The following is a 22,214-nucleotide window of genomic DNA, read 5'->3' as shown; positions in this document are numbered from 1 at the left end:
CATAAAATTGACCATATAAAATTGATTAAATAAAGTCAGGAACTTCCATGTCAGACGCATCTTCTCATCCCCCTGAATCTAATCCATTCCATGAAGATCAAGCTGATGTTGAATATTTAGCTTTAGTTGATGATTTTGATAACACTGATGATCAATACTCAGACAATCTACAGGAGCCACAAAATAAGCAAAATCCAGTTTCTGCCCTGCACATATCGCCTATTAAGCCCGTACTACCATTTAAATTAATGATCTGGGCGATCGCCTGCGCCACAGCCCCCGCTTGTATAGTTGCAGGTTTTGCCTATCAGATTAATCTTAAATCCAGTGAGCATGCTCTAACTCAAACCCAAGAAATTCGTGCCATTGCCCTTGCTGATAGCCTCAATGTTTTTGTGTTAAGACAATACGAAGACACCAAAAAACTCAGCCAAAGTTTAGCAATTACCTCTGGACTACAGGCAAATAAAAAAATTAGCGATCGCCAAAAACTCCTAATCACCAATCGCCTCAATACTTACAAAAATACTTCTAAAGCAGTTAACAATATTGCCATTTATAACCTCAAGGGTAATTTGCTTCTAAAATCCGCATCTAATCAAGCTATCACCAATCTGGATCGCAATAATCTCCAAAAGCTCTTAAAATTTAATTCCCCGATTCTGATCTCGCCTGCTAATTCATCCCTGCCCATTCAGTTTTTAGTCCCGATCTCTGAACCGAAAACCCAAAAAATCCAGGCAGTCCTCCAAGCTGAACTCCCAATTAGTGTCATTCGTACTAGCTTTACTTCGGGTAAATATTCAATTACCAGTACCGATAGTAACCAAACCCTATTTGCGAGTTTTTCTGATCGCCCGACTAATTTGGTCACGGTTCCTACCCCTGCCCTATCAGGATTACCAGACCTAAAGTGGAATGTGGCAGTGGGTTCTGATTTTGAGCCCGACTATGGATATGGGGTAATCTTGGGCGGTTTAACCTTAATAATCGTCCTAACGATCGCCATTGTTTCCTATCTGGCAGCACGTCGCCTCAGTGATAGACTAATTCAAGCTACAGATGCAGTTAATGCTATTGCCCAAAGAAAAACTGAAAAATACCTAAATTCTCAAGGAAATGACGAAATTACCGATTTATCTAAGCAAATCAATCTAGTTACCGAACAGTTTCAAAACCTGCTCAATCATCAAACCCATACCATTGACCAACTGCAAAGACTAATTGCTAAAGGTGTAAATGCCCTGCAAAAAGTAATCCAAACCAATGGCGAAGATACTACTAGTGGAGATATTGAAGCGATCGCCGCCCATTTGCAAGCCTCGTTAGTGAAAAAGCAAACGGAAATTAACCTCCTGCACCGCAATCAAGAACGATTACAGCAACAGATTAGCCACAAAGAAGTCGAGGTTAAAGAATTACAAGCTCAAACCCAGCAACTATATAAACAAATTGAACAAATTGATCAGCAAAGTAATCATGCCAAAGCAGAACTCCAATCTTCCTCAGAGCAGTACAAATTAATCCTAGAAGAAATTGTTGCCCAATCCGAACAAAGGGAAGAAGAACTGGCGCAGAAAAATTTGGAAATTCAAAACCTACAAACCCATCTAGATCAGATTAAATCTCAGATCAAAGCCCAAATCAAAGCTATTAGTAACACTAAGCCCGAAGATTATCCTACCCCTAACCTTGAGTTAATGATTAAGCAAATTATGCAGTTACGGGAGGCGATCGCCGTTAGTTCTAAGAAAGCAAAGCGACTGAGCGAATCTTCACAAAAAATCTCTAAAGTTGTCGATCAAATCCATGAAATTGCCATTGAAGCCAACTTTTTAGCCGTGAATGCTGGGATTAAAGCTAACCGCGAACATAGTCGGGACTTTAGTATTTTCTCAGAGCAGGTGGGTAAGCTCGTGAATATGTCCGTAGCAACCATGAAGGAAATGGAAGAATTAGCACAGAATATTCAAACCGAAACTAGGGCAGTTATGGGTAATCTGGAAACGGGAACAACGCAAATTTCTGAAGCAACTAAGTTGATTACGGCGATAAAAGCCGATTTACACCATGCCGAAACGGTAATTAGTCGAAAACTAACCACAGCATCTGATCTATTGGCATCCTTAGATTTGCCTTAAATTCAATAAATTCGATCAGTTAAGACGATTAAAGCGATTAGATCAGACCTGAAAATCCGTTTTTAAAATTCTAAGGTTAAACTAGATTAGGGCTTGCATTTATCTAATTAAGACTCAAAAGAAAATTCACAAGACCGATTACAAGAAAAAATAAAGGAATTCACGAGAGAATTTTTAAGCCATGACACTAACTGCTTTACCAGAAACCTCAGGCGATCGCTTGCCAACTATTTTTTCCGATGAATTTCGCCAAGAAACCCTAGCCTTAACCAAACGCCTATTTATTCAATTAATCCGCCGACCTACGACTCTAATTGCTGGAGTTTTGCAACCGTTAATGTGGTTAATTTTGTTTGGCGCATTATTTCGTTACGCCCCTGAGGGATTTTTAGGTGATGGACAAACCTATATTCAGTTTTTAGCGGCGGGCATAATTGTCTTTAGTGCTTTTAGTGGTGCCTTAAATTCTGGCTTACCTGTACTGTTTGATCGAGAATTTGGGTTCCTCAATCGGATGTTAGTGGCTCCATTGGTGTCTCGGTTTTCCATTGTCTTAGCCTCAGCAATTTTTATCATTACCACTAGCGTAATCCAAACCTTAGTAATTATTGCTGCCAGTGCGGTGATGGGGGCTGGCTTACCCAATGCGGCAGGGCTAGGTGTGGTTGGTTTAGTATTAATGTTATTGGTTTTAGGCTTTACCATGCTGAGCTTAGGATTAGCTTTTGCTATGCCCGGACACCAAGAATTATTAGCATTTATTTTCCTAGTGAATCTGCCCCTAATGTTCTCTAGCACTGCCTTGGCACCTGTCGCTTTTATGCCAACTTGGTTAAAATGGGTAGCTTGTTTGAATCCTTTATCTTTTGCGATCGAGCCAATTCGATTTGTCTATAGTCACAGGGATTGGACTTGGCACAGTGTAGTTTTAACCGCCCCTTGGGGTGATATGACTTTAGTTGGGTTTGTGATCGAACTATTAATCTTTGTAGGGCTGGTGGCGATCGCGATCAGAGGAGTGCTGCGTCGAGGAGTGGCATGAAAGAAGTTGCCAAATTTGTTGATAACTGGAGTTACCTAAAAGCAGAACTAGCATGGCTTGATCGAGTAATTATGAGAACGATCGCCAAGCAAAGACAGTTAAATAAGGAAATAGATCGAATTTCACGTAATGAAGTCGATAAGGCAACTAGTCATTGGTGGAAAGGATTTATTACCCTAGACCCTCCCAATGGTGGTACACAGGCTATATATCGTCCCGTCGCCGGGGTCTGTGCTTCAAGGTATGGCGATCGGATTGCTGCTAGTATGGAGGAGTCAGTTAATTTAACTATTCCCATTTTGTGCGATCGCCTGAAGTTAGGAAAATTTGAACGGGATTTACTTGTCCTCTGTTTAGCACCAGAAATAAATCGCCGCTACGAAAAGCTGTATGTAGTCTTGAATAATGATGAGAGCAGTTGTCGGCAACCCACTATTGATTTAGCATTACGCTTATTTTCTCGATCCGATGCGGAATGGCGGGCAGCTAGGGCAGTATTCTCTCCCAAGGCACCCTTAGTTAAAACCAAGATTTTGGAAATTTGTCCGCCCCATACCTCATCCCAAACTCTCATTGCTCGATCCATCCGCCTAAGCGATCGCTCTGTGGATTATTTGCTGTCAGAAGATCAAGCAGTAGAATCAATTCTACCTAAACCTCGTAAACGCATATCGGCAAAACCTCCAGAGCCTTAAATATTATTAAATTAGGACTGAGCAGTATATTGAGTTTACGATCGCCCTATGAACGCCAAGTGCCATGAAACCCCATTGGCACAATGCTCGGCAAGGCTAAACGACAAACTGGCTCAGAGTCTAAGCGATCGCTATCAAACACCCATACTTCCGAACATTCGCGATCGCCATCAAAGACAACTGTAATCACATAACCAGTATCAGGATTAGATGAGTCAGGTGCAAATAATGGTTCCATTGGATAGCGATTTTTACCAAGATTGGCTTCGGTAAGCTTATTAGTTTGGTAATCATAACGAGCGATCGCCCCGAATAGTTCTTGATTAATTACAGCATCAGGGCGATGAATGGAAAGATAGGTATAGCGTGAGTTTTGTCCAACTTGGTCAGGGGCAACACTAGGAAATTCAGCACCGCGATCGCATAACTCTGACATCTCCAAAAATTCACCAGTTTTGGGATTTAGGCGCATTTTCCAGAGCGTTCCCTGGGCGTGAGTTTTAGTTTTACCAGAGGCAATTTCTTTGAGATATTGATTGGTGGCAAAGTTAGGATAGCGAATCAAATCGAATACGACATTGCCATCGCGATCGCTATAGCCATTACCAAAATGCCATTGAAACCAGGGTTCCGCAACACTGCGACTGACTAATTCAAGATTGTGGCGATCAAATACTAAAATTTCCGTTCCCTCTTCAGGCTTCCAAGCTAAGGAATCGCTGTAGCTCTTTAAATTCAGGAGCAAAGGAAATGGATTCAGCCGCAAAGGTGGTACACAGAAAATTAAATAATCTCCTGCGAGGACAAAATCATGAATCATTGATAGCCCTGCCAAAGTTGCCTGATTCTTTCTGATGAGCTTACCATTGCGATCGCTGCGATAAAGATGCAAAATCGCATTCTTACCATAGGAAATCCCAAAGTTAAAAATCTCACCAGTATTAGCATCATGCTTAGGATGAGCCGAATAGGGAAGTCGATTTTCCAAACCTTCGAGATTCTCTATGCCAAATGTTTCTAGCGTTTCCAAATCGAGGGCATGGGGCAATCCTCCTTCCCACAGGGCGAGAAGTTTATCGGGTAAGGCAATCACAGAGGTATTCGCCACATTCTTGGAAGACTTACTGAAACGTTGCCACCATGCACCTGTAGCGGTCATACCATAATTGCCATAAATCAATTTGTTGGCTTTTTCTTCTTCCAGATATCCTGCAGTTTGCACATAGCGATAGGTTGCACGGGCTTGTCCTTCGGCAAAATGTACCGCCAGAATCGCTCCATCGCCATCAAACCAATGCCCCACATGAAATTCACCACGTTCCAATCTTGCGGGTCCATTGCGATAGAGAGAACCTTTGAGATTTTCGGGGATTTGCCCAGAGATTGTCGAGAGTTGGGTGAGAGGAAATTCGCTAGCTGGTTTAGCGATCGCCTTTGCCCAAGATGCTTGCTTTGCTTGTTTGTCAATAGTTGTAGTCATAGTTTTCTCTTTAATGGATTCTAATAGATTTCAAGAAGAATAAGGGGTTCCGTCTTTATGGGTAAATTGCCAGCCTTGTTCGGTCGCTATGGTAACAAGATCATCTTCGGGATAATTTCCTGCGTTATTAGGAGTGCGATCGCCGCCTTCTTATAAGCTTCAGCAACGCCAGAACAATAGCTGGTGAGGTTAGGATGCCCTTGTACAATCAAGATTTTTTGACTCATAGCTCTATTTTAAGTCTGCTTTTGTATTCAACTAAGTTAATATTAAATTAGTTGAATATGCTAGATAATGTATATTCAATTAAGTGTATATGTCAACCTCAACCCAAATAAATTTCAAACCTATGTCTCTTGCATACGCCATCTTGGTTTCCCTGATTTGCGAACCCAAAAGCGGTTACGACCTTGCCAAACAATTTGATGGAACTGTGGGATTTTTCTGGCAAGCAACGCACCAACAGATTTATCGTGAATTAACCAAGCTAGAGCAGCAAAACTGGATCGTTGCTGAGGCGATCGCTCAAGAGGGGCGACCTGATAAAAAAATATTTTCCGTAAATGATTTAGGTTTGTCCCACCTAAAAACATGGCTGCTGCAATCTAGCGAAGTTGCCACCGTTAAAGATGAATTTCTACTTAAAATATATGCAGGTTATCTCATCCCTGAAGAAGCGATCGCCCAACAAATCCAAACGCATCGTCAATTACATCAACAACAACTGGAGATATATCGAGCAATCGAGCGTAACTTTTTTAGTTCGTCCCAAGACTGCCCGAAAGAGTCCCGCTTTGCTTATTTGACTCTTCGCCGAGGGATTAACTTTGAAAAAGGTTGGATCGACTGGTGTGATGAAACTTTAGGACTCTTAGCAAGTTGGCATGAGAACGCTTAGAGGTAATGCTTTAAACTTTGTAAAGTAGTACAGCCTATTTAATGATTAAGGGATACGTTGAGGTGTGGGGTTCCATCCCTGTACCCCATATATACAAATCCAAAAAAGACTGTAAGTAGGAGTTTCAGGACTTAGGCGGTAGAAGAAAAACCTAGACTAAAAAGGGGTTAGGAGCAGAACCTTTAAACTCCGTCCTATCAGTACTTTATAAGTTTGAACTTTATCAGTTTAAAAGAGTAACTCCCATAAATTTTAAATGGCTCCTATAAACTGTGCCGCCTGTGGTAATTGTCCATTCTTCTCGATCTGTTAACTCATGGGCAGGATAACAACTATCATCGGCAAAATTACCCGTTCCCGCTAAATTGTTAAATCTGCGATCAGCTTCAAAATATTTGAGCATTTCCTTTGCCACCATTTCAATATCCGATTGCAGCAAAATCTGAGCATTAGGCACTAACACCATTGCTAAATCTGCCACCAGTTGGGGTTGGACGGTGCGGCGTTTATGTTGTCGGCGTTTGAACCAAGGGTCGGGAAATTGAATGCTGACTTGATGCACAGAATTCGGAGGGAGTAAATGCCTGAGCGAAACATTAACGTTACAAAATAGGTAGTGGAGATTTTTTAAACCAAGGGAATTTTGAATAGCGATTGCCCGTTCCACTAAAGGTTCCCGAATTTCTAAGCCTAACCAATTCCAGTCAGGTTTTAACTGCGCCATTTTGAGGATATATTCACCCTTACCACAACCAATATCTAAACTGAGGGGCTGGGAAAAATCAGCATAAATTTTCTGCCAATGGGGAGGGGGTGTTGGTTCTTGATATTTTTTGCCAAGGGGATTGACATGTTCTCTAACTCGAATTGCTTTCATCGGGGCGGTGCTGTAATTATTGCGTGATTATTGTTTGATTATTTAAGTGGATGGTGATCGGCTAAAATTTTTTCGACTCTGGCTTCATCAATTCGTGCCGTTAGACGATTAGCTTCTTGATTATCTCTGATGGTTTTAGCAAGCGTAAATGTTGAGCTAATAGAAAAGGCAAAACTAATACCCATATAGCTTTTTACCCATATATCTACAGGAAAATAAATAATTCCCACGGTCGTTGCTGAAGTTGCCAGTAGGAAAGAAACCCAGACTTGGGCAATCCACGCAGTTGTATCTTTCTCAAAGCCAATTTGTTTAATCATAGTCTTTATTCCAGCATTAGGTTTGGAATTAATATTAGCGATAGTAATGCTCAGAACTATTTGTGCCTGTGCCACTTTTAGAACTGGAATATCCTCAATACCTTAACTTTCACTGAGAAGACAGTACTTTTAGCTGTAAATGGTGATCGCTGCATTGAACTCCTTGAACTTGAAGTTACTATCTGAAGTTGCTATGGTTAAGCTAGGTTTTTGATGAGATGTTTTGTTAAAGCTATTTTTTCCTTCCAATTTCTATGGGTTGTTATTACAGATTATTGCTTTAGTTCTGCCCTTACAAAGTATTTTAAGCCCTTTACTGGGTGGTTTTTTAATTTTATTGTTTTTAATCAAGCAGGGCTGGCGATCGCTAGATAACTCTATTAATCGGGGCTGGCTGGCAATATCAGGATGGCTAATAATCACCACTTTTACCGCCTTTGATCCCAGTGTGGCATGGACGGGGTTATTTAATTTTTTACCTTTTTTTCTCCTATTTGCGATCGCTCAACTTCTAGTTAGAACCCCTCAACAATTGGCACATATTCTGAATTTACTCATAATTGGTTCAATTCCGATTAGTGGCTTGGGATTAGTGCAGGTGATCGTCAATCAACCCAATTGGCATTTACCTCGGCTTTTTAATGCTTATGAGATCAAATTAGGGCTGAGTTCTGATGGTCGCATTACTTCTTTCTTTGGTGATTACGGTGAATTAGGTGTTTATTTAGCAATGATTTTGGTGATAGCAATCGCCTTTTTAAAATCTAGAGGATCGGGTGTAAGCAAAAAATTCGATCAACCTAGCCACTATTTAATTCGCTACTTAACTTGGATTGCCTTGGGTTTGGGGCTAGTAACTATATTTTTTAGTAGTTCCCGTAATGCGATCGCCCTACTGGGTCTAGGCATCATTGCTTTAGCCGCTTACCATCGTTACTGGTATGTGGTCGGTGGCATCGTCGGTAGTCTAATTCTAGTGCTATGGGCAGCGTGGGGTAAGTTTTTGGGATTAGGGGGAGAATGGCTGCGGGTGCTGTTTCCCACGGGCATAATTACCAGACTAGAGAGTACGATTAATTCTAGTCAAAGTGATTACCTATCTACGGTTAATCGGGTTCATGCTTGGCAGTTTGCTACGGATTTGATCCAACTGCGACCAATTCAGGGATGGGGTTTACGCAGCTTTGACCTAATTGCTAAAAGTATGGGCTACGATTTACGGGGGTTGCCCCACGAGCATAATTTTTATTTAACTTTAGCTGTGGCGGGTGGCATTCCTTTACTGCTGGGATTTCTGGCAATGGTGGGATGGATACTTTGGATAGGCTTAAAAGCAAACTTACCCAAGCCAAATCAGAGTTTAGTATTTGCTGTAATTGTGGCGATCGCTCTATTTATGCTATCTGGCTTTTTAGACGTGGTTTTCTACGAACCCAGAGTAAATATGCTGTTTTGGATTTTATTGGGAATTGTATATGGAGTGTCTGCACAAAACCATCAAGATTATTCAATCCCGAATTACAAAACTCTAAATGAAGATCAAAGTGAAGGGCAAAATGAAATTAAAGAATAGTTAAAGGATCAATGTCGATCGCTACTCGCACCTCAGAGGAATTTATCCATGCTTTTAGATCATCTAAGGTGGGAATATGATTCAGGTTTTGGGGATGAAATTTGAGCAAAATCTGCCAGCGATAACGATTATTTACCCTTGTAATTGTGGCAGGGGCTGCACCGAGAACTTCCCATAATTCCGACCGAGTTCTGAGGTCTTCACTAAGGGCGATCGCCACGGATTCCACTAGGTCAGAGTTTTCACTATTTAAGCGAATTAGTGCCATTTGTCCCACGGGGGGATAGTTCAAGGCAGTTCTAGTTTCCAGTTCCGATCGCATAAACGCATCCCCATCATAATTTTTCACAGCTTCGATCACGGGATGTTCGGGGGTATAGGTTTGGATAATCACTTCGCCAACTTCTGTCCCCCGTCCTGCTCTTCCTGCCACTTGGGTTAAAATCTGAAACGCTCTTTCTCCCGCCCGATAATCGGAAAAATTCAGTAAGCCATCGGCGGAAATGACACCAACTAGGGTAACTTGGGGAATATCTATGCCTTTGGTTAACATTTGCGTTCCCACTAATAAATCCGCATCTCCCGCTTGGAATTTTTCTAATAAATGACGGTGTTGATCTTTATTGCGAGTGGTATCACTATCAAACCGCAGAATTTTGAGTTCAGGAAAGAGCTTTGCTAGTTCTTGTTCCACTTTTTGGGTGCCACTGCCAAAATGCTTAAAGTAGGGAGAGTCGCAACTAGGACATTTACTGGCTTTTCCCTCAGAATAATTACAGTAATGACAGCGCAGCATATTATGGTCATGGGCTTCGTGGTGATAGGAAAGGGAAACATCACAACGGGGACAATTACTGACATAACCACAATTGCGGCAAGATACAAAAGTGCTGTACCCACGGCGATGGATAAATAAAATTCCTTGCTTTTTTTGGGTTTGCATTTCGGCGATCGCTGCTTGTAAATCTCGGCTAAAAATCGACCAGTTGCCAGACTGCAATTCTGACCGCATATCGACAATTTGAATCTTAGGCATTTGCTTATTGCCAATCCGTTCAGGCAAAGCTAGGTACTGCACATCAGGTTGAGAAGCGATCGCATGAAGCACTTCCGCCGAAGGGGTAGCAGAACCTAAAACTAAAGGACATTCTGCCAATTGAGATCGCCACTCCGCCACAGTACGGGCATGGTAACAGGGTTGGGGTTGATCCTGCTTAAAACTGGGATCATGTTCCTCATCCAAAATAATAATGCCCAGATTATGTAGAGGTGCAAAGACTGCCGAACGAGTACCAATTAAAATTTGGGAACTGCCATCCAACATTTGTCTCCAAGTATCAAACCGTTCCCCATCGGAAAGCCGACTATGATAAAGATTAACTTTGAGATCGCCAAATCTGGCTCTAAATCGATCGGTAAGTTGCGGGGTTAAGCCAATTTCAGGGACTAAAACTAAAGCTGATTTTCCCATTGCCAAAACTAGAGCGATCGCCTGTAAGTAAACTTCGGTTTTCCCCGATCCCGTGACTCCATGCAAAAGCATAGTAGCAGATTGATTAAAAAGAGATTGAATACTGGTGAGGGCTTGAGTTTGATCGGGCGTTAAAGCTTTGGGGCGATCGCTCTGGACAAAATGGGTTTTTCCACCTAAACGTAAACATTCCCTTGGCGTAATCGCAATTAATCCTTTCTGTACCAGAGTTTTAAGGGTAGCTCCTGTGGTTTTAGCTTTAGTAATTAATTCGGGTTGGGATAACTCACCGCCGGCTTGGGCTAAAGTATGGAGAATTTCTTTGTGGCGACTACTAATTTCCTCGGTATCTAGCTTAATTAAAACTACGACATTTTCAAATTTGGGTTGAGGTTTACGGGGTGGTTCCAGTTCAGTGGCAATATATCCAAGACTCATTAGCGATCGCAGTCCACTGGCGGCATATTTAGGTAACTTCTGTGTGATATAGCGACGGGTTAAAGGTTTTGGGTGTTCATGTAAAAAATCCCAGACCACTTGAGCTGCGACTGTCAGTTTTTCAGGCTGGGGATCAATATTTTGGTTGACCTTAATCCGATAGCTCGACCGATCTAATAAATTGGGCGGTAAAGCCACCTTCGCCGTTTGGATCAAAGAAGTTCGATAATAGGAAGCTGTGAGATTTAGTAATTGCCAATAACCTGAAGGAAATAAGCCAGTATTAACAACACTTTGCACTTCTTTAAGTTCATACTCAGAATTTAAAGAATCTAGTGAATCTAAGGGCAGATCAATTAATTCAACAGCGATCGCTCCCACAGATCTTGTGCCTAGGGGTACGGTCAAAATATCTCCAATTTTAACTGTAAGTTGATCGGGAACCCGATAGCTCAAAACCCCATCTATGCCAACACAATCTACTAATACATTGACTTGCTTCATGGCATTTAAACTTTCCCTACACCTCTGGAAATAACTTGTGGGGACAACTCGAATCTAAGCCAATCAATCCTTAGGATAAATCTGCACAAACTCTAGTAAAGACATCGGTACCGTAAACTCAATGATCGCCTCTGGGGCTGGCTGTTTATCTAAGTTCACAGAGCGAATTCTCCCAATAGGAATACCCGCAGGATAAAGCTTACTAAAGGGCGAAGTGGCAATAATATCTCCCCGTTTGGCATCGGTATCACGGTCAAAGAATTCAATGATCCCTAAGTTTTGGCTTTGTCCCCGCAATATGCCCATATAACGACTGCGACTGACCACAACTCCCACTTGATTTGTAGGATCACTAATTAATAATACTCGGCTGCTATGGGAAGAAACATCGGTAACCCTACCCACTAATCCTCCTGTGCCAACGGCGATCGCCCCCGATTTAATCCCATCACTACTGCCCCGACCGATGATAATTTGTTGCCACCACGAATCGGCACTACGCCCAATAATCGGTGCCCAAGTACCTGAACCAGAAATAATTGACTTTTCTCCTAAAATTTTCCGAAACTGTTGATTTTGATTTTCCAACTCAGTGAGACGATTCTGTAGCTCCTTCACCCTAGCGTCTTGCATCACCTCCTGCCGAGAAAAGCTAGGCTGAAATGGCGCACTCAAAAATTGATATGCCTCCATTAAAAACACGCCATTGGTTTGACGAATCATCCACGCCAAAATTAGCCCTGCCAGTGCCATACCTAGCTGTAAAGCGTAGCGTTGCCAATGCCGACGTAAGGATTCCATACTTAAATACACACATCTTTAAAAACTAAAGACAAAAACCAGAGGCAAAAACTAGAGGCGATTTAAGCGACTAGTTAAAACTCTACCCAGTTTCTTATAATCCTCTAACACTTTTCCTGCACCCATCACCACACAGTTAAGAGGGGCGGGGGCAATGTGAGTGACAATACCCGTTTCGTGACTAATTAAAGTATCGATCCCAGTGAGCAAGGCTCCACCACCTGCTAACATAATACCCCGATCAATAATATCTGATGCTAATTCGGGCGGAGTATTTTCTAAGGTACGCTTTACCGCCTCAACAATCACCGACAAAGGTTCTGCCATACTTTCCCGAATCTCGGTGGCTTTGACAATTACCGTATGAGGCAATCCAGAGAGTAAATGTCTTCCCCGCACTTCCATCGATAGTTCTTCAGCCGTAGGATAGGCGGAACCGATTTCAATTTTAATTTGCTCGGCACTGCGCTCACCCACCGCCAGATTATGCACCTTTTTCATGTAGCTAATAATTGCTTCGGTCAGTTCATCCCCTGCTACCCGCACAGACTGGCTGAGAACAATACCCTGTAGGCTTAAAACCGCAACTTCTGTTGTACCGCCACCAATGTCAATAATCATATTTCCTGTGGCTTCAGTTACTGGTAAACCTGCCCCGATCGCTGCGGCAACTGGTTCATCAATGGGGTAAACTTCCCTAGCACCTGCCCTACGAGCGGCATCCATCACAGCCCGCCATTCTACACCCGTAACGCCACTGGGAATCCCGATCGCAATCCGAGGATTAAACAAACTGCGCCGCTTTGCTCTGATAATAAATGCCCTTAGCATCATTTCGGCAGCATCAAAATCAGCAATTACACCATCTTTAAGCGGTCTAACCGCAACTATGTCTCCAGGGGTGCGCCCAATCATTTTGTTAGCTTCAACCCCAGCCGCATAAAAAGTTTTATCTCGTTGATCAATCGCCACTACAGAAGGCTCTTGCAAAACAATTCCTTCACCCGAAACATAGATCAGAGTGTTAGCAGTGCCGAGATCAATACCTATATCCTTTGAGAAAATTCCCACAAAAGTCTTTTAACCTTTCAAATTATTAATCTTTAATTTATTAATCAAAGATGCCTGAAAATTCTATTACTAATGGTGACGTTTAGTCTAGCTAACCTTAGCATGGTTGTCCATGTAGGTACGAAATCTTTCTAGGTCAGCTTGGAGTGTAGATTCCACGACTTTGGGGATCGATAAACCATCTAAAACCTGTTTAACAATACTAGGTAAAGCATAGGCAACCGTAAGCTTAACAATTGTGCCAGTAGGACGGCGATAGAACCTAATTGCGCCCCGATTGGGTAAGCCGTCAATTGATTCCCATTGAATAATTTGATTGGTAATTTGCTTTAAAATGCGCGATCGCCAAGTAAAAGTTAAGCCACTGGTACCGAGTTCCCAATTAGAAATGCCTGGTTGATCGGGTGGAATTTTTACCGACTCAATCCACTTCATCCAATGGGGCATTAATTCTAAACTTGACCATAGACTCCAGACTTGATCGATAGAATGATTAACCTCAACTTGGACAGTATGCTCTAGCCACTCAGCCATGATTTATAACTTTTTTGTTTTCCCCATTCTATCTTGCCGCTCTTTAAAAAAATCGGTAAAAGATCGGGACTTACAGGATAGTGACCAAGTATAAGTGCCACAGTATAAAAGAGAAAACTTAACAACCAAGACAATTAAAGCGATGATTTTTATAGACCCACCCCAAATTCGAGCCGCCCAGCCCAACGACATTCCTTTGATGTTCCATCTTATCGAACAAGTTACCGATTTCCATAAATCCCTAGATACGGAACGATATAATTTCTTGCCGAATCAAGGACAGCTTTACGAAAACTGGCTGAGAAGACTAATAAAAGATTCTCGCCATCTGTGTTTGGTTGCTGAGACTAAATCTGACTCGAACGTTTTATTGGTTGGGTATATGGTATCTACCTTAGAAACAGAAATACCGATCTATCATCTAAAAGAATATGGCTATATCCAAGACCTTTGGGTCGAAGAACCATATCGCCACCAAGGAATTGCCCGACAGATGGTAAAGCAGACCATAGACCACTTTCGCCAGTTGGGAGTTAAGCAACTACGGTTAAATACTTTGGTTGCCAACGATGCCGCCTTTAAGTTATATTCTGCTTGCGGCTTCCGCACTAGCACCTTTGAAATGCTCCTAACCTGCGAATAACTCTGGACTTCCCATGGCTAATCCTATATGACATCCAAATCCAAGATTATAGTCCTAGATGATGATCCCACTGGTTCCCAGACTGTTCATGGTTGCCTACTTTTAACCCAATGGGATGTAGAGACTTTACAAACTGGCTTAAGGGATACTTCACCCATATTTTTTGTGCTAACCAACACCAGAGCGATCGCCCCAAATGATGCCGATAAAATTACCCGTGAGGTATGCCGTAATCTAAAAATTGCTCTACAACTAGAAGAAATTACAGACTTTTTAATAGTTAGTCGGTCTGATTCTACTTTGCGGGGGCATTATCCAATTGAAACCGATGCGATCGCCGAGGAATTAGGTGGATTTGATGCTCATTTTTTGGTGCCAGCATTTTTTGAAGGAGGCAGATTTACCCGTGATAGCATTCATTACTTAGTAGTTAATGGCGTACCTACTCCTACCCACTTAACTGAATTTGCCCAAGATTCCGTATTTGGCTATACCCATAGCTATTTGCCCGATTATGTAGAGGAAAAAACCCAAGGCAAAATTAAAAGTGGTGCGGTTGAAAGATTTTTATTAGCAGATGTGCGATCGGGCTGCCTAGATAGATTAATTCAGTTAAAAGATAACCAGTGCGGGGTTGTTGATGCCGAAACCCAAGCAGATATGAGCCATTTTGCCGAAGACATACTAACTGCGGCTGATCAGGGTAAAAAGTTTTTATTTCGCAGCGCTGCTAGTTTATTAACTGCCTTGGCACAGTTGCCACCCCAGCCTATTCCCGCCGAGGAGATGTCAAAGTATGTCCGTAATGGCAGAGCAGGAGTCGTAATAGTTGGTTCCCACGTTCAGAAAACCACAGAACAATTGCAAAAACTCCTAGAAATTCCTACTACCGCACCTGTAGAAATAGATGTCAGCCTACTGCTTTCAAGTCGGGATTCACAGGAGTTGCTAGGGGAAATATTAGCTAAAATCAAGCAAATCTATGACATAGGTAAAACCCCTGTTATCTTTACTAGCCGTAGGGAACTGGAATTTGCTGATATTGAGACTAGGTTAGATTTTGGCAAAAAAGTATCACAGTTACTAATGGATATAGTTCAAGGCTTACCTAAGGATATTGGCTTTTTGATTAGTAAGGGCGGTATTACCTCTAACGATGTGCTAAGTACGGGACTAAAACTACCAACAGCCAGACTTTTAGGACAGGTTCTAGCGGGTTGCTCCGTGGTCATTACCCCTGATGCTCATTTCCCATTTCCTAAATTACCAGTCGTATTGTTTCCCGGTAATGTCGGTAACGCTGAAGCCTTAGCCACGGTTTATCTCCGCTTAGCGAGCTAGATTAATTAGCTCTAGCATTTTCTATAAAAACTATCTCATAACCTGCACTAGAGGGTGTAACCACAGAAATAAAGATCAATGGCTCCGTGCCAGTATTAATTACCCCATGCACATTCCCAATCGGGGCAACCACGACATCTCCCGCCCTAATTATTTGCGTATTTCCCGTTTCATCAAGGAAGTACTGCCCCTCCCCAGCTAGGATCGTCCATGTATCCTGTCCGTAAGGATGAATATGAGCCGAGATGATTTGGTGAGGGTTAAGATGCCAAGCGATCACCGCCGCATGTTCTGATTCAGTGACAACTGTGCGAATTGGTTCAGCATCACTAGGCTCCAAAAAGTTGGAACTGGCAAATACTCTTGAGGTCATGTATGGTTAAACTCCATAGTCTGATTAAGTTTTTGTATGCAGCACTTGTAATTCCTGTAATTACTTTAGTTATAATCATCGGATCAAAAATGAGGACAGGATAAAATATCGGCTGAAATTTCTAGTCGTGATTTAGAATTAGTTTACCCACTAGTTTATCCAGTCAGCCTGAATCAAAATATTCAACTTTTTCGTCAATACAATTAATTGCCTCCTTAATCGACCATCACAACCGATCATCATTAAAGAACCTATGTCTAAAAGATTTATCCTATATTCTTGCTGCCTTGCTCTCGGAATTACATCGGCTGCTGCTAGTCTTGCCCAAACTGGTTCAGGGATAGTTTTATTCGGAAATGTGAGAGATAGCGCTTTGTCCTATCGGCTTGATGGGGGTAGAGCCAGACAAATAGATCGCTATTATCTGGATATACCTGCCCAAAAAACTCAAATTTCTCAGGTTATAGTTACCTACCGTGATAACTATGATGGCGAGATTGATCCGCAGTCAATTGATCTCCGTTACAACGATCGCAACTTAGATCTAGAGAAGGCTTCTTGGGATAAAGAGAACCGCCGTATAGAAGTTGTCACCAAGGAACCAATTCCCGCAGGGCGAGCGTTGAAACTCGTACTGTCCAATGTCCGTAATCCATTTTATGCTGGCTTATATCAGTTTGATGCCAGGGTGATGGGACCAGCCGAGTTACCACTTTTGCGTTATGTCGGCTCTTGGGTAATTGGGTTTGAGTAAACTTTCTCTGGCATATTGCTGATATATTGTTAAACTAAATCTATCTTTTTTTAATAGAGGAATTTTATGAGTTTATCAGATGCTCAAGTGTTGACCGCTTTAGTCGTCGCTCTGTTGCCTGCCGTTTTAGCTTTGATGCTTGGCACAGCCCTTGCGGAATAGGCTTTTACTCCATTTTGATCCCATAGCATAATATTAATTTGTGGATACAGAGGTCGATTTTCTGTATCTATTTTTTGTGCGCTTTTCTATGGGCTTTTTTGTGAGCTAATACCAAATCGTTAAATACGAGCTACAGATAAAGCCTCTAAAATATAATCCCACCCAACAATCGAAGCAATTACCTCCTGAGTCATAACTTCTAACCTTTCCCGCATTAATGCACGCAACTGGTCAAGATCTTTTGGCAGTTTCCACCTCAACCCTAATTTGAAATGCTGCCACACTCTTTCAATGGGATTAGTCTCAGGTGCATGGGCAGGCTGAAATAGCAAAATAATATTTTTAGGAATCTTTAACCGTTTTGCTCTGTGTGCTCCTGCTTGATCCACTTGCATAACGATGATGTCACCTTGAAAATATGCGCTTACTAAGTTCAGAAATACTTGGAAGCATTCACTATTAAGGTGAGTAAATTCATAGAAAAAGCTTTCCCCTGTTGATGGTTCTACAATTCGATAGAGGTAAGTTGCCTTAAACTGCCACTGAACTTTACCTTTGGGTTTGACTCCTCTTGCTGTGATCTTCCTTCCACTAATTGTCTTTAACCCAATTCGTGTTTCATCTTGACAAAAGAATCTCACTTTGCCATTTAGTCCGATTATATTAATGCCAAACCAAGCAATCATGCTTATAATACTGGCAAGGTTTTTTTATATGCTTCTACTTGCTCTTCTGACTTTCCTGCGCTGACTGGACGTGTCACTTTCGGTCTGGCTTTCAGCCGATATCGGACTAGATGATGCACAGTTTTATAGTTTGATTTGATTCCTAATTGGTTCTCTAACCATTGGCAGATCTGCCCATAACTTTCAAAGCCTTCTGCTTCTTCCAGCTTTTTTATCAATGCTTTCTGCGCCCATTGTGGAATACTCTGTTTTCGCCCTGTTCTAGGTTTAGTCCTACTATTCCCCCTTTGCGATAATTCCCTAACCAATCTTGCAATGTAACTCGATGCCGTCCCAGTATTGTCGATGCTGTCTGGATTGTGCTTGCTTGTTTTGTTTTTAACAGATACAGCATCTGAATTCTTTCTTTATCTGATGCGGTCTTTTGCACTCTCAGCATATGTTTTAGCTCTTCTTCACTTTCTTTGATCTCTAATTTGTATACTCCTGCCATTTTTTTCTTTGAACTCGGTTTATATATTTATACCATCTGTAGCCTATACTCTTCGATTTGGTAGTAAACCGTATGAAAAAGTTCATTCCCATTACCTATCGGTAAAAATCCAGTTCTAACCTTTTTGTAGCTATAGATAAACCCTTGGTATAAAATTGCGTAGTCAAAACGCCAATCTAAAGAATCGTTGCCATCAATATCAGGTATAGCTTGGTATATATAAGAATTAGATACGCATATTAAAGTCCCATATATGTAGTCGCCACTTCTACCAAAGAAATACTGTCTATCTACTTGTCCAGCAAATGGAGTATTTAATCTAGTTGCTTTTAAAGAAAAGCTAAATCTAGAATCCAAATTGGATGGTTGAAATAACCCACTATTATTACAATCCCCAGTATTTAGCTTGCATTCCTTGGGAATTAGACATTATCAGGATCAAAGACTAGATTGGCGTATGGGTTGTAGAAACTGATAGCAAAGGTATATTCTGTTTTCTGTAGACTATTACGAATAGTTGGACTGATCACAGATACCTCGGATTTTGCATTTATTGCTTCATCTGGTCTAGTTCCCAGATAGTCCTGAGATTGGCGAATAATAGCTGCAAAGATATTCAGACCTTTTTCGTCATCTAAAGTAGTAAGTTCGGCATAGGTCTGTAAATCAGCCAGTGAAATCTCCAAGCGGTTATCAGTTAGATTTAGGACAACGTTTGGTCCGAATAAATCAATAATTCTAGGTACAGTCATTTTCGTAAAAGTTTAATTAGAGTTTCTTCGATTATGTCTAGTCGGTCAAGGATCACATGAGACTCAGAAACAAATTTGCTTAGAATCTCATCCTGTTTAAGTTTCTTGAACTCTGAAAACAGAACTAGACAGGATGAGCCAATCAAAATAAGTTCTGAGAGTGCCATGATTGCGATTTGGATTAAGTAGTAGTTCCGCTATTTTCACCAGTATCATTAGCACCGGGGAATCGTCTTTTCTCGCCAGTTACGCCAGTCACACTTAAAACCAAGCCAGTTGCATAACTTTTTCTAGGAACTTTGATAGTCCCGCCTTCTTTATAAATATCTTCAGTAGGCTTACCAACAAAATTAAGATGCTCTAACCTTGCCGTTTGCGCTTACTGCGTGGACTTATCGCATAGTTAAAGAAGCGGGTTTTTCTGCAATAGTCCCATCAGTAGCTGCATAGTCATCAAAGCCGAGAGCTACACCGATATTTTTGTCAATGTTTACAGCGTAAACGTCACCTGTGTCGCTAGTGTATTTTTGCCATTTCTTAGAACCGTTTTCGTCGATCGCTCCCGTCAAGGCAAGAGCATTAATATCAACAATAGCCATAATTTATAAATTCCTTAAGTTTTGTTCGCTGCCGTTTGACTTTGTAAGGTTGCAGCATAATTGCGTTGTCAAGTTTTATCTGCGTTGAGTTGATATTAATCGCCTATTTCCTGTTAGTAAATTTCTCACTTTTACATAAAAGATGGAGTTAATAAAAATGCCCAAAGCATAGACGCTTAAGGCATTTTGCGGTAAATTCTGAAGTAAGAAAAAAAACGATCTCTTACTTTAGTATCCCAGAACTATAAAAGTGAGAGGTTATGTGGCTAAAAATAATCGGCATGGTCAGGCAGAAATTCTTAAAGACCTCGAACTTGACAGAATTTATAGACAGCTTCAATCAGATAGCCATAGGCTATTTTTTAACATTGCCCGCTACACGGGTGAGAGATTTGGAGCAATCTGCCAGTTACAGGTCTGCGATGTGTATGTGTGCTACTCAGGGATTAAAGAGCCACTGAATGAGATTACATTTCGGGCAATGACTAGGAAAGCTTCACCCAATGGGGAGAGGAAAACTAGACAGGCTTATGTGTGCGATCGCTTACGGGAATATCTAAGCTCATATCGTGGGGAACTGGGAAAGGTTTATTTGTTCCCCAGTTCGATCAAGAAAGATGATCCGATTACTTTTTCTGCTGCGGATAAATGGCTACGGACTGCGGTTGATCGGGCTGGGTTGGAGCATCGAGGTATAAGCACTCACACTTTCCGTAGAAGTTTTATAACTAAGCTCTACGAGGAGGGTGCCTTAGATATATATGCCATTCAGCAATTAATCGGTCATGCCAGTATTTTGACTACTCAAAGGTATTTGGGAGTGTCAAAGCAGAAAATTCAATCAGCGATGAACAGAATTTATAACTAAGCTCTGCCTATGTATTGTGATTTAAGGCGTTTTCCTTCTCTCCATCTGGCATATCTATAATACCTACCCTTGATCTGTTTAATCTCGTAGTAGATGGGGGGTGATTTGTGGTCATTTTGGGTTTTTTTGTTAGTTAGGGAGCAATCTAAAAGTTCACTTGTTTCTGGTATTTGCTCCCTAACTTTTTTAATTACAACGTGTGAGCAAAATAATTGATTCCCATCTAGGGTATCTACTTGATACCAATCTCTTTCTAAGATTTTTAATATCTTGCCAGTCCTTATTTCATGTTCGTTATTGGCTAACCAACAGACATACTCTACAGTTTCACCCACTGCAAAGTTAGGGTACATTTCCCTCTCTACCTTGGGCTTAGGCTTTTTTGCCACGGCGGGGCGTTCTACCTGTTCAAGGTAGTTAAGCACGGATAGTTGCTTATATTGGCGATCGCTCACTTGTCCGTATTGTCAGTATGAATTGGTTGCGGAGCGAAACTATCTGGGAGATCAGCTATTGTGATATTGAGAAATTTACAAAGCTTTTTTACTTGCCAAGGTTTTAAAGATGGTTCAACATCTCCTCTCTCCCATCTCCCGACAGTCTGACCAGATACCCCTATCTCTTGACCTAATTCATCCTGTGTAATGTCGCCTCTAATTTTTCTAAGCATGGCTAATGGTGATACTTTTTTTTCCATATTATATCATTCTTGATAGTTTACATATCACGCTTGACTTATAAAGTATCATGCGTGTAACATTGGCTTACGAAAATAAAACAGCGATCGCCCCTCAGTGAGTGATCGCCATTTCTTAACCTAATCATCCCATTAACCCGATAAGTCGTAGCGATCGCACGGGGGGATTTTCTATACCTTAAATTAACCAAACTCTATGCAATACCACATACCAAGCGGCGCACAAGGGGGATTTTGCAAACGTTGCAAAGCCCGCATATTTTGGATTGAGACTAAAAATAAAAACTGGATGCCCGTAGAACCTGACGGCACTCCTCACTGGGCAAGATGTGTGTCCCCTAACTTTTTTAGGAGATCAGCATGATTCACACAGAAAGTTACAGAGGTCAGATGATCATGGTTATTCAAACATTTAGAGCGTGGGAGTGTTTTATATGCTATGCAACTTATCAATGGGTTCAGGCTAAACACATGTTTGAAGATTCAAATTATGCGATCGCATACGCCAAACGACAGATCGATATTCTCCTATCCAAATCACTAAACATACAGCCATGAAATTTATTGAACTGCCCATATCTGGCAATTTGATCAACCTAGATCAAATAATGTTAGTCGAGCATGAAGAAGTAGGAGAGGTAACTAATGCGATCGCACATTTTGGTAATGGCGATACGCTTCTAATCTCTCACCGTGACGCTGAATTTTTAATCAATGTTATTCAGGATGGAATCTATGGATAAACAAGAAATTAAACTAGAAGGTTGGAACGGTTTATGTTATCAACATTACGTCTTAAAACAAGGCAATCTTAAGGCTAAACAAGACTTAAAGCATATTTTAGAAAATGGTCTTTTTGATCATGAGTCATTTTACGCTCTCCAAGATTTAGTCGAATTAAACGAAAAATCAATCAAATTTCTGGAATTGACAGAACCATTAGTAATGTTTTGAACCAATCAGGATCGGCATTGTTGCGACAGTGCCTAATTCTGATTGTG

General features: G+C 41.4%; 28 protein-coding genes. 13 read left to right on the top strand and 15 right to left on the bottom strand.

From position 1 onward, the window contains the following. Positions 1 to 47: 47 nt before the first annotated feature. The 3 genes from SYN7502_RS16800 to SYN7502_RS16790 all read left to right on the top strand — a co-directional run bounded on the left by SYN7502_RS16800 (position 48) and on the right by SYN7502_RS16790 (position 3,878). On the top strand, positions 48 to 2,141 hold the full coding sequence (locus SYN7502_RS16800; protein ID WP_015169922.1) for a methyl-accepting chemotaxis protein: 2,094 nt from the start codon (positions 48 to 50) through the stop codon (positions 2,139 to 2,141). A gap of 181 nt (positions 2,142 to 2,322) precedes the next feature. Next, complete coding sequence (locus SYN7502_RS16795; protein WP_015169921.1) at positions 2,323 to 3,183, top strand: ABC transporter permease; 861 nt, start codon at positions 2,323 to 2,325, stop codon at positions 3,181 to 3,183. Further along, positions 3,180 to 3,878, top strand: a complete 699-nt coding sequence (locus SYN7502_RS16790) for a hypothetical protein (RefSeq protein ID WP_015169920.1) — start codon at positions 3,180 to 3,182, stop codon at positions 3,876 to 3,878. Before SYN7502_RS16795 ends, SYN7502_RS16790 begins: the two co-directional genes overlap by 4 nt. Positions 3,879 to 3,924: 46 nt before the next feature. Here SYN7502_RS16790 and SYN7502_RS16785 read toward each other — a convergent pair whose 3' ends face one another. Further along, on the bottom strand, positions 3,925 to 5,358 hold the full coding sequence (locus SYN7502_RS16785; RefSeq protein ID WP_015169919.1) for a carotenoid oxygenase family protein: 1,434 nt from the start codon (positions 5,356 to 5,358) through the stop codon (positions 3,925 to 3,927). Positions 5,359 to 5,707: 349 nt separating this feature from the next. Between SYN7502_RS16785 and SYN7502_RS16780 the strand changes: the two genes are divergently transcribed. Continuing rightward, the gene (locus SYN7502_RS16780; RefSeq protein ID WP_015169918.1) at positions 5,708 to 6,256 is read left to right on the top strand and encodes a PadR family transcriptional regulator; all 549 of its coding nucleotides are present in this window, start codon (positions 5,708 to 5,710) and stop codon (positions 6,254 to 6,256) included. Between the two features lie 223 nt (positions 6,257 to 6,479). Here the strand turns inward: SYN7502_RS16780 and trmB are convergent, their stop codons facing one another. Together trmB and SYN7502_RS16770 are read right to left on the bottom strand one after the other, a co-directional pair. Next, complete coding sequence (gene trmB, locus SYN7502_RS16775) at positions 6,480 to 7,133, bottom strand: tRNA (guanosine(46)-N7)-methyltransferase TrmB (protein ID WP_015169917.1); 654 nt, start codon at positions 7,131 to 7,133, stop codon at positions 6,480 to 6,482. Between the two features lie 38 nt (positions 7,134 to 7,171). Next, positions 7,172 to 7,453: a YiaA/YiaB family inner membrane protein gene (locus SYN7502_RS16770; RefSeq protein WP_015169916.1), complete on the bottom strand. Its 282-nt coding sequence runs from the start codon at positions 7,451 to 7,453 to the stop codon at positions 7,172 to 7,174. Between the two features lie 223 nt (positions 7,454 to 7,676). On the opposite strand from SYN7502_RS16770, the gene SYN7502_RS16765 reads away from it, so the two are divergent. After that, the gene (locus SYN7502_RS16765) at positions 7,677 to 9,026 is read left to right on the top strand and encodes an O-antigen ligase family protein (protein ID WP_015169915.1); all 1,350 of its coding nucleotides are present in this window, start codon (positions 7,677 to 7,679) and stop codon (positions 9,024 to 9,026) included. On the opposite strand, the gene priA is transcribed toward SYN7502_RS16765, so the two are convergent. From priA to SYN7502_RS16745, 4 genes are all read right to left on the bottom strand, one after another. Then, positions 9,016 to 11,439 carry a primosomal protein N' gene (gene priA, locus SYN7502_RS16760; RefSeq protein ID WP_015169914.1) on the bottom strand — a complete coding sequence of 808 codons (2,424 nt, stop codon included), beginning with the start codon at positions 11,437 to 11,439 and terminating at the stop codon, positions 9,016 to 9,018. The two genes, SYN7502_RS16765 and priA, sit on opposite strands and share 11 nt — an antisense overlap. Positions 11,440 to 11,502: 63 nt before the next feature. After that, positions 11,503 to 12,240, bottom strand: a complete 738-nt coding sequence (gene mreC / locus SYN7502_RS16755; RefSeq protein WP_015169913.1) for a rod shape-determining protein MreC — start codon at positions 12,238 to 12,240, stop codon at positions 11,503 to 11,505. Between the two features lie 51 nt (positions 12,241 to 12,291). After that, complete coding sequence (locus SYN7502_RS16750; RefSeq protein WP_015169912.1) at positions 12,292 to 13,311, bottom strand: rod shape-determining protein; 1,020 nt, start codon at positions 13,309 to 13,311, stop codon at positions 12,292 to 12,294. Between the two features lie 87 nt (positions 13,312 to 13,398). Beyond that, positions 13,399 to 13,845, bottom strand: coding sequence for an SRPBCC family protein (locus SYN7502_RS16745; RefSeq protein ID WP_015169911.1), 447 nt, complete (start codon positions 13,843 to 13,845; stop codon positions 13,399 to 13,401). Positions 13,846 to 13,939: 94 nt separating this feature from the next. On the opposite strand from SYN7502_RS16745, the gene SYN7502_RS16740 reads away from it, so the two are divergent. Beyond that, entirely contained in the window at positions 13,940 to 14,488 is a 549-nt protein-coding gene (locus SYN7502_RS16740; protein WP_246828942.1) for a GNAT family N-acetyltransferase, read from the top strand. 27 nt (positions 14,489 to 14,515) lie between these two features. Continuing rightward, entirely contained in the window at positions 14,516 to 15,829 is a 1,314-nt protein-coding gene (locus tag SYN7502_RS16735; RefSeq protein ID WP_015169909.1) for a four-carbon acid sugar kinase family protein, read from the top strand. A gap of 1 nt (position 15,830) precedes the next feature. Here SYN7502_RS16735 and SYN7502_RS16730 read toward each other — a convergent pair whose 3' ends face one another. Then, positions 15,831 to 16,202, bottom strand: coding sequence for a cupin domain-containing protein (locus tag SYN7502_RS16730; protein WP_015169908.1), 372 nt, complete (start codon positions 16,200 to 16,202; stop codon positions 15,831 to 15,833). 253 nt (positions 16,203 to 16,455) lie between these two features. Here SYN7502_RS16730 and SYN7502_RS16725 point away from each other — a divergent pair, with 253 nt between their 5' ends. Further along, a complete protein-coding gene (locus SYN7502_RS16725) occupies positions 16,456 to 16,956 on the top strand; it encodes a DUF2808 domain-containing protein (protein ID WP_015169907.1) in 501 nt (166 codons plus the stop codon). A 66-nt stretch (positions 16,957 to 17,022) separates the two neighbouring features. Then, a complete protein-coding gene (psaM, locus tag SYN7502_RS16720) occupies positions 17,023 to 17,118 on the top strand; it encodes a photosystem I reaction center subunit XII (RefSeq protein ID WP_015169906.1) in 96 nt (31 codons plus the stop codon). A 119-nt stretch (positions 17,119 to 17,237) separates the two neighbouring features. On the opposite strand, the gene SYN7502_RS20780 is transcribed toward psaM, so the two are convergent. From SYN7502_RS20780 to SYN7502_RS16700, 5 genes are all read right to left on the bottom strand, one after another. After that, positions 17,238 to 17,804, bottom strand: coding sequence for an IS630 family transposase (locus tag SYN7502_RS20780; protein ID WP_015167904.1), 567 nt, complete (start codon positions 17,802 to 17,804; stop codon positions 17,238 to 17,240). Between the two features lie 2 nt (positions 17,805 to 17,806). After that, positions 17,807 to 18,022: a winged helix-turn-helix domain-containing protein gene (locus tag SYN7502_RS20775; protein WP_210391275.1), complete on the bottom strand. Its 216-nt coding sequence runs from the start codon at positions 18,020 to 18,022 to the stop codon at positions 17,807 to 17,809. Further along, positions 18,019 to 18,297, bottom strand: coding sequence for a helix-turn-helix domain-containing protein (locus SYN7502_RS20770; protein WP_210391276.1), 279 nt, complete (start codon positions 18,295 to 18,297; stop codon positions 18,019 to 18,021). The genes SYN7502_RS20775 and SYN7502_RS20770 overlap by 4 nt, the downstream gene beginning before the upstream one ends. Before the next feature lie 422 nt (positions 18,298 to 18,719). Continuing rightward, positions 18,720 to 19,049, bottom strand: a complete 330-nt coding sequence (locus tag SYN7502_RS16705; RefSeq protein ID WP_015169905.1) for a hypothetical protein — start codon at positions 19,047 to 19,049, stop codon at positions 18,720 to 18,722. A 392-nt stretch (positions 19,050 to 19,441) separates the two neighbouring features. After that, entirely contained in the window at positions 19,442 to 19,648 is a 207-nt protein-coding gene (locus SYN7502_RS16700; RefSeq protein WP_015169903.1) for a hypothetical protein, read from the bottom strand. Between the two features lie 262 nt (positions 19,649 to 19,910). Between SYN7502_RS16700 and SYN7502_RS16695 the strand changes: the two genes are divergently transcribed. Continuing rightward, positions 19,911 to 20,516, top strand: a complete 606-nt coding sequence (locus SYN7502_RS16695; protein ID WP_015169902.1) for a tyrosine-type recombinase/integrase — start codon at positions 19,911 to 19,913, stop codon at positions 20,514 to 20,516. On the opposite strand, the gene SYN7502_RS16690 is transcribed toward SYN7502_RS16695, so the two are convergent. Both SYN7502_RS16690 and SYN7502_RS16685 read right to left on the bottom strand, forming a co-directional pair. Next, complete coding sequence (locus SYN7502_RS16690) at positions 20,513 to 20,971, bottom strand: hypothetical protein (protein WP_015169901.1); 459 nt, start codon at positions 20,969 to 20,971, stop codon at positions 20,513 to 20,515. The two genes, SYN7502_RS16695 and SYN7502_RS16690, sit on opposite strands and share 4 nt — an antisense overlap. Then, a complete protein-coding gene (locus tag SYN7502_RS16685) occupies positions 20,968 to 21,213 on the bottom strand; it encodes a helix-turn-helix transcriptional regulator (protein ID WP_015169900.1) in 246 nt (81 codons plus the stop codon). The genes SYN7502_RS16690 and SYN7502_RS16685 overlap by 4 nt, the downstream gene beginning before the upstream one ends. Positions 21,214 to 21,409: 196 nt before the next feature. On the opposite strand from SYN7502_RS16685, the gene SYN7502_RS20330 reads away from it, so the two are divergent. The 3 genes from SYN7502_RS20330 to SYN7502_RS16670 all read left to right on the top strand — a co-directional run bounded on the left by SYN7502_RS20330 (position 21,410) and on the right by SYN7502_RS16670 (position 22,167). Next, positions 21,410 to 21,577 (top strand): hypothetical protein, encoded by a 168-nt coding sequence (locus SYN7502_RS20330; protein ID WP_168130385.1) that lies wholly within the window; start codon positions 21,410 to 21,412, stop codon positions 21,575 to 21,577. A 190-nt stretch (positions 21,578 to 21,767) separates the two neighbouring features. Continuing rightward, complete coding sequence (locus SYN7502_RS16675) at positions 21,768 to 21,956, top strand: hypothetical protein (protein WP_015169898.1); 189 nt, start codon at positions 21,768 to 21,770, stop codon at positions 21,954 to 21,956. After that, a complete protein-coding gene (locus tag SYN7502_RS16670; protein ID WP_015169897.1) occupies positions 21,949 to 22,167 on the top strand; it encodes a hypothetical protein in 219 nt (72 codons plus the stop codon). Before SYN7502_RS16675 ends, SYN7502_RS16670 begins: the two co-directional genes overlap by 8 nt. The last annotated feature ends 47 nt before the right edge of the window (positions 22,168 to 22,214 follow it).

Source organism: Synechococcus sp. PCC 7502 (assembly GCF_000317085.1).
Classification (GTDB): Bacteria; Cyanobacteriota; Cyanobacteriia; order Pseudanabaenales; family Pseudanabaenaceae; genus PCC-7502.
The sequence above is the reverse complement of the archived record's forward strand: the minus strand, read 5'-3'. Positions and strand labels throughout refer to the sequence as shown.

Excerpts from the sequence above, each read along its gene's own strand:
- mreC (WP_015169913.1), bottom strand. The coding sequence starts at position 12,240 with ATGGAATCCTTACGTCGGCATTGGCAACGCTACGCTTTACAGCTAGGT.
- SYN7502_RS16790 (WP_015169920.1), top strand. The coding sequence starts at position 3,180 with ATGAAAGAAGTTGCCAAATTTGTTGATAACTGGAGTTACCTAAAAGCA.
- SYN7502_RS16730 (WP_015169908.1), bottom strand. The coding sequence starts at position 16,202 with ATGACCTCAAGAGTATTTGCCAGTTCCAACTTTTTGGAGCCTAGTGAT.
- psaM (WP_015169906.1), top strand. The coding sequence starts at position 17,023 with ATGAGTTTATCAGATGCTCAAGTGTTGACCGCTTTAGTCGTCGCTCTG.
- SYN7502_RS16770 (WP_015169916.1), bottom strand. The coding sequence starts at position 7,453 with ATGATTAAACAAATTGGCTTTGAGAAAGATACAACTGCGTGGATTGCC.
- SYN7502_RS16685 (WP_015169900.1), bottom strand. The coding sequence starts at position 21,213 with ATGGAAAAAAAAGTATCACCATTAGCCATGCTTAGAAAAATTAGAGGC.
- SYN7502_RS20780 (WP_015167904.1), bottom strand. The coding sequence starts at position 17,804 with ATGATTGCTTGGTTTGGCATTAATATAATCGGACTAAATGGCAAAGTG.
- priA (WP_015169914.1), bottom strand. The coding sequence starts at position 11,439 with ATGAAGCAAGTCAATGTATTAGTAGATTGTGTTGGCATAGATGGGGTT.
- SYN7502_RS20770 (WP_210391276.1), bottom strand. The coding sequence starts at position 18,297 with ATGGCAGGAGTATACAAATTAGAGATCAAAGAAAGTGAAGAAGAGCTA.
- SYN7502_RS20330 (WP_168130385.1), top strand. The coding sequence starts at position 21,410 with ATGCAATACCACATACCAAGCGGCGCACAAGGGGGATTTTGCAAACGT.
- SYN7502_RS16675 (WP_015169898.1), top strand. The coding sequence starts at position 21,768 with ATGAAATTTATTGAACTGCCCATATCTGGCAATTTGATCAACCTAGAT.
- SYN7502_RS16705 (WP_015169905.1), bottom strand. The coding sequence starts at position 19,049 with ATGACTGTACCTAGAATTATTGATTTATTCGGACCAAACGTTGTCCTA.
- SYN7502_RS16745 (WP_015169911.1), bottom strand. The coding sequence starts at position 13,845 with ATGGCTGAGTGGCTAGAGCATACTGTCCAAGTTGAGGTTAATCATTCT.
- SYN7502_RS16785 (WP_015169919.1), bottom strand. The coding sequence starts at position 5,358 with ATGACTACAACTATTGACAAACAAGCAAAGCAAGCATCTTGGGCAAAG.
- SYN7502_RS16670 (WP_015169897.1), top strand. The coding sequence starts at position 21,949 with ATGGATAAACAAGAAATTAAACTAGAAGGTTGGAACGGTTTATGTTAT.
- SYN7502_RS16780 (WP_015169918.1), top strand. The coding sequence starts at position 5,708 with ATGTCTCTTGCATACGCCATCTTGGTTTCCCTGATTTGCGAACCCAAA.
- SYN7502_RS16700 (WP_015169903.1), bottom strand. The coding sequence starts at position 19,648 with ATGGCTATTGTTGATATTAATGCTCTTGCCTTGACGGGAGCGATCGAC.
- SYN7502_RS16735 (WP_015169909.1), top strand. The coding sequence starts at position 14,516 with ATGACATCCAAATCCAAGATTATAGTCCTAGATGATGATCCCACTGGT.
- trmB (WP_015169917.1), bottom strand. The coding sequence starts at position 7,133 with ATGAAAGCAATTCGAGTTAGAGAACATGTCAATCCCCTTGGCAAAAAA.
- SYN7502_RS16800 (WP_015169922.1), top strand. The coding sequence starts at position 48 with ATGTCAGACGCATCTTCTCATCCCCCTGAATCTAATCCATTCCATGAA.
- SYN7502_RS16795 (WP_015169921.1), top strand. The coding sequence starts at position 2,323 with ATGACACTAACTGCTTTACCAGAAACCTCAGGCGATCGCTTGCCAACT.
- SYN7502_RS16725 (WP_015169907.1), top strand. The coding sequence starts at position 16,456 with ATGTCTAAAAGATTTATCCTATATTCTTGCTGCCTTGCTCTCGGAATT.